The 10,817-nt window shown below is 69.5% G+C and carries 8 protein-coding genes and 3 pseudogenes; 6 read left to right on the top strand and 5 right to left on the bottom strand.

Features of this window, described 5'->3' with window-relative positions:
- Together I0Q12_RS34265 and I0Q12_RS34260 are read right to left on the bottom strand one after the other, a co-directional pair.
- Positions 1–578: pseudogene (locus tag I0Q12_RS34265) on the bottom strand (hypothetical protein); the annotation flags it as partial.
- Positions 579–595: 17 nt separating this feature from the next.
- On the bottom strand, positions 596–2,353 hold the full coding sequence (locus I0Q12_RS34260; protein WP_231611676.1) for an alpha/beta fold hydrolase: 1,758 nt from the start codon (positions 2,351–2,353) through the stop codon (positions 596–598).
- A gap of 44 nt (positions 2,354–2,397) precedes the next feature.
- On the opposite strand from I0Q12_RS34260, the gene I0Q12_RS29285 reads away from it, so the two are divergent.
- Entirely contained in the window at positions 2,398–3,036 is a 639-nt protein-coding gene (locus tag I0Q12_RS29285) for a TetR/AcrR family transcriptional regulator (RefSeq protein ID WP_197257239.1), read from the top strand.
- Between the two features lie 215 nt (positions 3,037–3,251).
- Positions 3,252–4,611 (top strand): annotated as a pseudogene (locus I0Q12_RS29280) (NlpC/P60 family protein).
- 87 nt (positions 4,612–4,698) lie between these two features.
- Here I0Q12_RS29280 and greA read toward each other — a convergent pair.
- Both greA and I0Q12_RS29270 read right to left on the bottom strand, forming a co-directional pair.
- Positions 4,699–5,193, bottom strand: a complete 495-nt coding sequence (gene greA, locus I0Q12_RS29275; RefSeq protein WP_197257236.1) for a transcription elongation factor GreA — start codon at positions 5,191–5,193, stop codon at positions 4,699–4,701.
- A gap of 220 nt (positions 5,194–5,413) precedes the next feature.
- Positions 5,414–5,848 carry a DUF4307 domain-containing protein gene (locus tag I0Q12_RS29270; protein WP_197257235.1) on the bottom strand — a complete coding sequence of 145 codons (435 nt, stop codon included), beginning with the start codon at positions 5,846–5,848 and terminating at the stop codon, positions 5,414–5,416.
- 152 nt (positions 5,849–6,000) lie between these two features.
- On the opposite strand from I0Q12_RS29270, the gene mca reads away from it, so the two are divergent.
- From mca to I0Q12_RS29255, 3 genes are read left to right on the top strand one after another with little or no spacing between them, the layout of a single operon-like run.
- Positions 6,001–6,879, top strand: a complete 879-nt coding sequence (gene mca / locus I0Q12_RS29265; protein WP_197257234.1) for a mycothiol conjugate amidase Mca — start codon at positions 6,001–6,003, stop codon at positions 6,877–6,879.
- Entirely contained in the window at positions 6,876–7,163 is a 288-nt protein-coding gene (locus tag I0Q12_RS29260; RefSeq protein WP_197257233.1) for a hypothetical protein, read from the top strand. The genes mca and I0Q12_RS29260 overlap by 4 nt, the downstream gene beginning before the upstream one ends.
- Before the next feature lie 50 nt (positions 7,164–7,213).
- A complete protein-coding gene (locus I0Q12_RS29255) occupies positions 7,214–9,208 on the top strand; it encodes a thioredoxin domain-containing protein (RefSeq protein ID WP_197257232.1) in 1,995 nt (664 codons plus the stop codon).
- Between the two features lie 4 nt (positions 9,209–9,212).
- Here the strand turns inward: I0Q12_RS29255 and I0Q12_RS29250 are convergent, their stop codons facing one another.
- Positions 9,213–9,875, bottom strand: coding sequence for a TetR/AcrR family transcriptional regulator (locus I0Q12_RS29250; protein ID WP_197257231.1), 663 nt, complete (start codon positions 9,873–9,875; stop codon positions 9,213–9,215).
- Positions 9,876–10,063: 188 nt separating this feature from the next.
- On the opposite strand from I0Q12_RS29250, the pseudogene I0Q12_RS29245 reads away from it, so the two are divergent.
- Positions 10,064–10,817, top strand: a pseudogene (locus I0Q12_RS29245) (ABC transporter permease); the annotation flags it as partial.

Raw genomic sequence — 10,817 nt, 5'->3', positions numbered from 1 at the left:
GGCACCGGCATGTTCGGCAGCGAACCGGTGGTCGTGTTCAGCAACCGGGGGTGTGCGCAGTCCTCGGAGATGTCGTACACCGAGATGTAGCCGGCGCTTTCGATCAATCCGACGCCGGTGCCGACGAGCAGACCGCGCCCCTCGTGTACCTTCAGCGATTCCCAGGTGCCGCCGACCATCGCCGGTTCCGTGAGCACCTCTGTGCGTACCGGATGCGCCGGGTCGCCGACGTCGAGAACCTGCACACCGGCGTCCTCGCCGAGGAGATTGGTGGGGAAGGTCGACGCGATGTATGCGCAGTCGCCGTAGGTGGGGCTGATCGGACCGGCGCCCTGGCCCTGGTACTGCCCGATCAGGTCGATGTTGCAGTTGTATCCGCCGGTGCTGCGGCCGGAGGTGCGGTCCGCGAGCGGGACCTCGCCCTGGATCCCGGTCTCCACCAGATCTCCCGGCCGGCAGGACGCCGGGTCGACCGCGGTGGGCCACACGCCGGTGACTTCGTCGAATCCCGACGGCGGTTCTGCCGAGGCGACGGCGGAGCCGGCGAGGAGGACGGTGGCGGTGGCGAACGTGGTCACAGCCCTGATCGCGCGCCTCATCGGGTGGTTTCCACCAGGTCCCGCAGTACCGCGGTGACCTCGTCGGGGCGTTCGAGTGGCCCGCAGTGGCCCGAGTCGAGTTCGTGCAGACCCAGGGGGTGCTGCAGCCGCGCGGCGATCGCCTGCGACCGCGCAGGCGGGGCGATCCGGTCGTGACGTCCCGAGATCACCACTGCCGGAACCGGAACGTGCGCCGGGTCGACGTCGGTCACCATGTTCACCAGCAGTGCGCCGTAGCCGCCGCGTCCACGCGCGGAGGTCGCGGCGAGGATCACATCGACCTCGCGGGCGACCGACGGGTCCGCGGTGGCACCGACCGCGACACGGGCGAGCAGTTGCCGGCGCAGCGGCAGGCGACGCGGCAGCGGGAGACCTGCCGCGGGTGCCACCGACTGCGCCAACCGGCGACGCAGCGCGAGCGTGCGTTCGGGGCCGCGGAGGAACCGCAGGTTGTCGAGGATGTCGCCGGGCGTGGTGTTCACCAGCGCGACCGCCGACACCCGGGACGCCGCGTCCGCCGCGTACTTCTGCGCCCAGCTCATCACCGCGATTCCGCCCATCGAATGTCCCGCGACGACGGCGCGCTGCCCGTCCGGGACGGTCGCGGTCAGCACCGCCTGCAGATCGTCGGCGAGATGGTCGAGTTCGTAGTTGCCGGCGCGCGGGGCGTCGCTGCGGCCGTGCCCGCGATGGTCGAAGGCGACGACCCGGAACTCGCTGCTCAGATCACGAATCTGGTTGCGCCAGAACAGTGTCGAACACAGGATGCCGTGTGCCAGCACGATCGTCGGGGCGTCGTCCGGTCCGTGGATCTCGGCGTGCAGGCGGGTACCGTCGGCGCTGCGCACGTCGACGACCCGGGCATCGGGATGCGAGTGCGTGCGGCGTTCCGCGCGGCGCAGTGCCCGGCGCGCCTGCGGCACCATACGGACGGTCCGGGGCAGTCGCGGTAGCACGGTGCGCGACGTCGCGGCGAGCGCGGCGAAGGCGCGTTCGTGGCTCCGGGTCCAGCGCATGCCGAACATCTCGCGCAGGTCCGGTGGCAGCAGACCGCCGGTGATCAGGGTCAGGACCCGTCCGGCGATCGGCCGTGAGGTGAAGTTCCAGAGGAACTTGTTGCCCACCAATGGAATCGGGGGAGGCTGCGGCGATCCGACGACCGCGAGGACACGGTCGGTGATGTCCGAGCGTTCCAGCCGGGTCGCCGACATCTGGTCGAACCACGCGCAGAAGGCCGCCCAGTCGGCGGGCATGTCCTGCTCGCGGACGCCGTACAGCCGGCCCACCCGGCGCATCTCCAGGTAGAACTGCTCGACCTCGCCGGGACGCCAGCCGCGCCCGAGGAGTTTCTGCTGGGTGTACACGCCGTGCACCAGGCTCGCGTGAACCCAGTGGAACGCTTCGGGATTCAGTGAACTCCAGCGTGATCCGTCGGGATTCGTGCCCTTGATCGAGCGATGCAGATTCCGCAGGCGGCGTGCCGTGGCGAGCGCTTCCTCCTCTCCGTAGACGACGCCCATGATCATGTCGAGGGTGCGTTCGGCGCGCCCGTACGGGTCGGATTCGAAGACCGAGAATTCGCGCACGCCCGTCGCGACGATCGGATGCGCCACGTCGATCAGCAGCCGCCGCGAGGCGCCGAGTACGAACGTCAGGTCACCGAACACCGACCAGGCGACGGAATCCGGACCCAGCGGGGGCGGATCGAGGGGCGTGGTCTCCGGATGGGGGCGTGTCTCCACCGCGTTCGTCATGAGATCATTGGTAGCAGAATAGTCTCAGGTGCGATAGTGGATGGATGACCCGCCCCGGTGCGTCGCTACCCAGTCTTTTCGGTCGCGCGATCGAGCAGGTGTCGTCGGCGCCGGAGGCGGACGACGGGGTGTTCGACGCCGCGCTCGCCGTACTCGCCGAGCGCGGCACCCGGGCCGCGACGATGGACGACGTGGCCGCGCGCTCGGGGGTCAGTCGCGCGACGCTCTTCCGCCGTTTCGGCGGGAAGGACGCGCTGTTCGAGGCGGCGCTGGCGCGCGCGCTGCGCGGGTTCCTCGAAGAGATCGGCACGACCTTCCTCACGGTCACCGATCCGGTGGAACGCATCGAGGCGGCCTTCGTCGCGTGCCTGCGCTTTCGCCGTCGGTTCATCGCGGGGAACTCGGATCCGGCGCACGGTGCCACCCTGGTGGCGATGCTCTCGGCCGGTGACCCCTCGCCCCTCGAACTCGGCCGGCGGTTCATCGCCGCCCGCATCGTGGCCGGCCAGGCGGAGGGCGTCCTGCCTGCGGCGGACGCGGACATCCAGGCCGACGCGATCATCCGCCTGACGCTCAGCTATCTCGTGCTGCCCAGTGCCGTCTACGACCTCGACGACATCGAGGTCGCACGCTCGGTGGCCCGCAAGGCGATCGCGCCGCTGGTCACCGGCATTCCGGGCTGAGCGCTGCGGCGCTTCGCGGCCGGGCGCCCCTGTTCCGGGGCGGAATTTCTGTAACCTCTGGTACCGGGATTGTACCGGGGGCGGTCGAACATGAGCCGACTTATTGAAACACGTTCTTACATATATGTGATATGAACGTGGTGAAACGACACCGGTGATCGACATCACAACGTACGGTGAAGTCGTTCCGGATCTGGATGGTGGGGAGTTCGCGTATGTCAGTCGACGCGTCGGCCGTGATCGTTGCAGTGGCTACGGCCGCAAGCGCCCTGGTACAGGGGGGCCGACATTCCGGCGGAGATCAAGGACCAGGTCACACAGGTCATCGAATCGTTCGAGGCGTCCGCGCCCGGCGTCGACCAGCAGGTAACGGACATGATCGCGACGCTGCCCGAAGCAGTTCGGCCGGCGGCGCAACAGGCGGTCGTGGACGCCACGGCCTCCGTGGCGGCCGCGATCGAACCGCATCTTCCGCCCGAGGCGGCCGCGGCCCTCGTGACACCCCCGGAAAGCGCGGGACCCCCGCCCGGCCTGGCACCCGCCGCTCCGGCGCCGCGACCGAATCCGTTCGCGGTGACACCGCCGCCCGCGGTCGCGACCGGGCCGGTTGCGCAGGCCCCGGCCGGAATCACCGTCGGCGGCATCACGCTGCCGTCGATCCCGGCGATCCTGCCCGGAACGAGCCTCGCCCCGATCGGGGCCGTCGCGGTCTTCGCGCCGTGGCTCAAGAAGGCCGGGTCGCTGTGTGAGGGCATCACCGCGCCCGTGCTCGCCGCCCTGTACTCGGCCGAGAACGGCTTCCGCTACGGGCCCACCGCGCCGGTCTCGCCGACCGGCGCGAAAGGCCCGGGCCAGTTCATGCCGGGCACGTGGGACGCATACGGCAAGGACGCCGACGGCGACGGGATCGCGGACGTCCTCGGCATCGCCGATCCGGTGATGGCATCCGGTGCGCTGCTCTGCGACAACTACAAGCTCATCGACGACTGGAAGAAGCGCGGCCTGGTGCAGGGCGACACCCTGGACCTGACACTGGCCGCGTACAACGCCGGTATCGGCGCGGTCCGTCGCTCGGGCGGTATGCCGTCGGGCTCACCCGACTACGAGAACCAGACCAAGCCCTACGTCGCGAAGATCCGCGCGACCGAAGCGGCGTTCTCCCGGTTGCTGTCGCCGTTCCTGGGCCTGGGCCTGCCCGGCATCACCGATGCCGGCAACAAGGTCGTCGACCTCGCATTCCGCTTCCTGGGCCTGCCCTACGTGTGGGGCGGCGGCAACATCAACGGTCCGTCCGGCGGCGGCTTCGACTGCTCCGGGCTCACGTCCTACGCCGTCTATGCCGCGACCGGCACCGTGCTGCCGCGCACCTCGGAAACCCAATGGCACGTCGGCACCGAGATCCCGCTGGATCAGGCCCGGCCCGGCGACCTGCTGTTCGGCAACTGGCAGGCCGGGGGACCGGGACACGTCGCCATCTACATCGGCGGCGGCCAGATGGTGCACGCGCCCACGACCGGGGATGTCGTCCGGGTCGGCGCGGTCTTCCCCGACATGAAGGCCCGCAGGATCTTCTGAGTCCGGGCACGAGAAAGGCCCCGACCGCACGGTCGGGGCCCTTCTCAGGCGTTCGACAGGACCGGCCGTGGATTCACGGCCGTCCGATCAGCCGTGGTACGGCTCCGCGCTGACGAGGGTCACCTTCATGGTGCCGCCGTTGGGCAGGACGTACTCACGGGTCTCGCCGACCTTCGCCTCGAGCAGCGCGCCGCCGAGCGGGGAATTGGGCGAGTAGATCTCGATCTCGTTGCTGCGCGCACCCTCTTCACGGGTCGCGATCAGGAACGTCTCCTTGTCGCTCTCGTCTCCGTCGTAGTACACCGTGACAACCGATCCGGGCAGCGCGACACCGGACCGGGTGGGCGCAACGCCGACCTTCGCGGCACTGAGCAGCTCCTGGAGCTGGCGAATCCGGGCCTCCTGCTGGCCCTGTTCCTCGCGGGCGGCGTGGTAGCCGCCGTTCTCCTTGAGATCACCCTCTTCGCGGCGCTCGTTGATCTCGGCCGCGATGATGGGACGATTCGCGATGAGCTGGTCGAGTTCTGCCTTGAGTCGGTCGTACGACTCCTGTGTCAGCCAGGTGCCCTGGGTCTCGGTCATCCTCGATCACTTCCTTCGGGTTGGAGCCCCCGGCTCCGTCGACAGGCCGCGCACATGCAGCGACCACGACAGCATGGGCTCCTGATCGTTACCCCCACTGGGTGTGGTGAACGGAGCCGTACTGCCTACTATGCAGCAATACACGGCCCCAAAGGGTGGAACCGTGTATCCGACTATTCTAGCACCAACGCGGATCCGGGGACGGAAAGCCGCTGTTCGTTCAGGGCGTGTGCAGATATTCGGGAACGACGAAGCTGCAGCCGTAGATGTCGCCCATGCCGGGGCGCTGAGAGGTCTTCACCGTCGAATTCAGGACGACCGTTCCGGAGTCGGACGGCGGGATCAGCACCTCGCGACGACCGGTCTCCTGGCCGTCCTTCGACCGGGCCCGGATCACGCAGACCGCCTCCTGCGAGGGGTCCCGGCGGGTCACCGTGAACTGGAGGTCGACGGTCGAATCGTCGATGACCTCGAAGGTGATGATCTCCGATTCGATCTCCGACCGGCCGAACTGCAGATACACCACGAACGCCAGGGCCAGACCGACGGCGACACTGATCGCACCGAGAACCCACTTGCGGGTGCGCCGGGACGAACCGCCGGCCGTCGGGTAGCGGCCGGCCGGGTATCTGTCGTTCGCGGTGGTGTTGCTCATCACTTTGCTTTCGTGCCCGTCTGCGCGGGCCCGGGGCCACGGCTGACGGAGGACTGGTCAGGTGGAACTATAGGGGAAGGACCGATGTGCCCCGCCTGCGGTGCCGGGCGCGCGGTCGGACAGAGCACACAACGGCGAGGTGGAGGAAACACGTGAGCGGACTACGGCTCATGGCCGTGCATGCCCATCCCGATGACGAGTCGAGCAAGGGTGCCGCCACAACGGCCCGCTACGCGGCCGAGGGGAACGAGGTCCTGGTCGTCACCCTGACCGGTGGCGAACGCGGCGACATCCTCAACCCGGCCATGGACGTCCCGGGCATCCGCGAGCGCATGGAAGAGGTGCGCCGCGAGGAGATGGCCGAGGCCGCCCGAATCCTCGGGGTGCAGCACCGCTGGCTCGGTTTCGTCGACTCCGGCCTGCCCGAGGGCGACCCCAAGCCCCCGCTGCCCGAAGGCTGCTTCGCGCTCGTTCCGCTCGAAGAACCCACCCGCAAGCTCGTCCAGGTCATCCGCGAGTTCCGCCCGCACGTCATGACCACCTACGACGAGAACGGGGGCTACCCGCACCCCGACCACATCCGCTGCCACGAGGTGTCGATGGCCGCCTACGAGGCCGCCGCCGATCCCGACTACCACCCCGAGGACGGCGAGCCGTGGAAGGTTCGCAAGCTGTACTACTCGCACGGCTTCATCCGCCGGCGCATCGAGCTGTTCCGCGACGAGTACGAACGGCGCGGTGAACGCTTCCCGATGGAGGAATGGCTCAACCGCTGGCGCACCGAACAAGGCGACATCATGGCGCGCGTGACCACCCAGATCACCTGCGGCGACTACTTCCCGCAACGTGACGACGCGCTGCGCGCGCACGCGACGCAGATCGACCCCAACGGATCGTTCTTCGCGATTCCCCTGGACATTCAGCAGAAGGTGTGGCCGACCGAAGAATTCGAGTTGGCCAAGACCCGCGTGCACACGGTGATCCCCGAGTCGGATCTGTTCGCGGGCATCGAGGACGGACGAGTGCGATGACGATCGGCATGCTGGCAGCGGACGTTCTGGCGCAGGACCCCGCAGGCCCCGAGTTCGGCAAGGCGTCCCCGGTCGGGCTGGCGCTGATCGTCGTCCTGCTCGTCGCGACGGCACTGCTCATCCGGAACATGAACAAGCGGATCGGCAAGCTGCCCGAGACGTTCCGGCCCGAGCATCCCGAGCCCGATCAGGCCGCCGACGAGGGCACCGACCGGGGCGCGGCCACCGCGCCCGAGATCGAGGGCACCGAAAAGACCGAAAAGAAGGGGTCCGAGAGCAAATAGCTCTCGCTTGTCACGAGCCCCACGCTGCCCGGCGTGGCAGGCTCGGAAGCATGGCCAACCGCCTCCGCCACAGCACCTCGCCCTACCTTCAGCAGCACGCCGACAACCCGGTGCACTGGCAGGAATGGACCGACGCGGCTCTCGCCGAGGCGCGGGAGCGCGACGTGCCGATCCTGCTGTCCATCGGCTACGCGGCATGCCACTGGTGTCACGTGATGGCGCACGAGTCGTTCGAGGACGAGGCGACCGCGGCCGTCATGAACGAGAACTTCGTGTGCATCAAGGTCGACCGGGAGGAACGACCCGATCTGGACGCGGTGTACATGAACGCCACCGTCGCCACGACGGGGCACGGCGGCTGGCCGATGACGTGCTTCCTCACCGCCGACGGTGCCCCGTTCTACTGCGGCACCTACTACCCGAACGTCGCGCGTGGCGGCATGCCGTCGTTCACCGAACTGCTCCAGGCCGTCACCCACACCTGGCGGACCCGCCGCGACGACGTGGCCGGCGCGGCCGGTGCGATCGTGGCGGAACTGCAGCGCAGCAGCAGCGGGCTGCCGGAGGGGGCCCGGCCCGTCGACGCCGCGCTGCTCGACGTGGTCGCCGGCACGGTCGCCGCCGACGAGGACCGCACCCACGGCGGGTTCGGGGGCGCTCCGAAGTTCCCACCGTCGGCGCTGCTCGAAGGGCTGCTGCGCAGCTACGAACGCAGCGGAACGGCGGAGACGCTCGCGGTCGTCGAACGGACGGCCGACGCGATGGCACGCGGCGGCATCCACGACCGGCTCGCCGGGGGTTTCGCCCGGTACAGCGTCGACGCGGCCTGGGTGGTGCCGCACTTCGAGAAGATGCTCTACGACAACGCGCTGCTACTGCGGGTGTACGCCCACCTCGCACGCATCACCGGGCGGGACGCGACGCGGCGCGTCGCCGAGGGCATCGCGGGGTTCCTGCTGCGGGACCTGGGCACCGCCGAAGGCTGCTTCGCCTCCGCCCTCGACGCCGACACCGCAGGCGTCGAAGGCCTGACGTACGTGTGGACACCGGCGCAGTTGATCGAGGTCCTCGGCCCGGACGACGGCGCGTGGGCCGCGCGGCTCTACGAGGTCACCGAGGCCGGCACGTTCGAAGACGGTATGTCGGTGCTGCAGTTGCCGTCGGACCCCGACGACGCCGAACGCGCCGAGCGGGTGCGTGCGCGGCTGTTCGAGGCCCGGCAGTCCCGGCCGCAACCGGGACGCGACGACAAGGTCGTCACGGCCTGGAACGCATTCGCCGTCACCGCACTCGCCGAGGCCGGCGCCGCCTTCGGGCGCGCGGACTGGATCGACGCCGCCGCGACCTGCGCGCGTCGCCTTCTGGAGACGCACCTCGTCGACGGGAGGCTGCGGCGCGCGTCGCTCGGTGGTGTCGTCGGCGCACCCGTCGGCGTGCTCGAGGACCACGGAGCCCTGGTCACCGCGTTGCTCGCGCTGTATCAGGCGACCGGCGACCCGTCGTGGATCGCACCGGCCCGCGACCTGGCCGACATCGCGCTCGCGCATTTCGCCGACCCTGAGCAGCGGGGCAGCTGGTTCGACACCGCCGACGACGCGGAGACGCTCGTCGCCCGGCCCCGCGACCCGATCGACGGCGCCACCCCGTCGGGCGCGGCGCTCGTAACCGAGGCGCTGCTGACGCTGTCCGCGGCGGTCGAGGACGGCGGTCGCTACCGGGAGGCCGCCGACGCGGCGCTCGCCACCGCCGCATTGCTGCTCGAACGGGCACCCCGATCGGCCGGGCACTGGCTCACGGTCGCCGAGGCCGCGGTGCGCGGTCCGATCCAGGTGGCCGTCGTCGGCGGGGGAGAGCTGCTCGACGTCGCGCGGCGGACGGCTCCGGGCGGATCGCTCGTGGTGGGCGGTGAACCTGAGTCGTCGCCGCTGTTCGCCGGTCGGTTCCTCGTCGACGGAGCGCCGGCGGCCTATGTGTGCCGCGGGTTCGTGTGCGATCGGCCGGTGATCTCGGTGTCGGACCTGCGCGCCGCGCTGGCCGTCGGGTGACCGATCAGGCCCACGCGGACGTGGTGCGGTAGCCGAGGAAGTCGCCCGCGCTGGTGACCGGGGCTTCGAGCATGCCCGCGCACGCGTCGATGAGGAAGTTGGCGAACCCGGTCCAGTCCGGCTCCACGTCCTCTCGTTCGAGCCGTTCCTCGTAGTCGGCGCACGCGTCGATGACCAACCGTCCCAGCAGCCACGAACGCCCGGTGTACACCGAGTCCGGGAGCTCGGACACGTATGCCCGGACCCGCTGGACGAGATCCTCCACGATCGGGTCCGCGATGGTGTTCGCGGCGACGGTCTCGACCATCGACGGCACGGTCCTGAGCTGCTGGAGGAACCGTGCCCGCCAGCTCGGGACGGGCATCGACGCGAGCTGATCGGTGAAGGGAATGATCAAGCAGCCCAACAGGTCCCGCAGTCCCGGGTCGGGTCCCAGCAGTGCGACGAGTTCTCTGCGCCGGGCTGCGGCGTCCTCGGAATAACGGAGGAGCGTGGCGCGCACGAGTTCGTCCCGGCTGCCGAAGTGGTAGCTCACGGCGGAGTGGTTCGCGTTGCCCGCGTGTTCGGCGATGCGCCGGTTCGACACCGCGTCGACCCCGAAGGTGGCGAACAGTTCCTCCGCCGAATCGAGCAGTGCTCGTCGTGCTTGGTCGCCGTAACTGCCCACGATTGGTCCCGTCGCTTTCTCTCGCTCGGGTCACAGTGTGCCCCGACGCCGAGTGGGACGAAGGTCACCACGGCTCGGCTTGGCCACTTTAAGACACTCGGCGTAACTTTTTAAGTCAACCAGCGTATTTTTCCGGGCCGGGCCGTGGAGACGACCGGGTCGCCGGAGGGCATCGAGGAGTCCCCGAATTGACCGACACCATCACGCTCGAGAAGAACGACCCGCCGGGCGGCGAACCCACCGAGGCCGAACTCGCCCGCGCCCGTAAGGAACACATCGGGCGCTACGTCGCGATCTTCGTGATGCCGTTCCTGATGGTCGGGATGATGATCACCGGGTACCTGTACGCGATGCACGCGCCGGCACCGCAGGACATGCCGATCGCCGTCGCCGGTCCCACCCAGCAGGCCTACGACTTCGCGCGTGCGCTCGAGGACGCGGATCCGGACGCCGTCGACGTCCGGATCGTCGCCGACGACGCGGCTGCGCGCGATCTCGTGCTGGCGCGTGAGGTCTCCGGTGCGGTCTCGCTGTCCGACGCCGGCACCGCCACCGTCTACACCGCGGGCGCGGCGGGAGCGTCGCAGTCGTCGCTGGTCACCGGACTGCTGGCCCCGCAGGTCCTCGGACAGGGTCTCGACCTCACCGCCCGGGACCTCGCTCCGCTGCCGGAGAACGACATGGCCGGCCTGGGCGTCATGTTCATGGCGCAGGCACTCATGCTCGCGGGCTACATGCCGCTGAGCATCATGCTGTCCAACTCCCCGGAGTTGCTGCGGTTCCGCCGCATCGTGCCGTTGCTCGCCGGATGGTCCGTCCTGATCGGCAGCCTCGTGTGGCTCGTCGCCGGGCCGATCCTCGGCGTGATCCAGGGCCACACCGCGACCGTGCTGGGAATCTGCTGGCTCTCCATCTTCGCCGTGGGCTCGGTGCAGCTGTTCC

The organism is Rhodococcus sp. CX (assembly GCF_015865005.1).
Classification (GTDB): domain Bacteria; phylum Actinomycetota; class Actinomycetes; order Mycobacteriales; family Mycobacteriaceae; genus Rhodococcus.
This window is presented reverse-complemented; position numbering and strand designations above follow the sequence as displayed.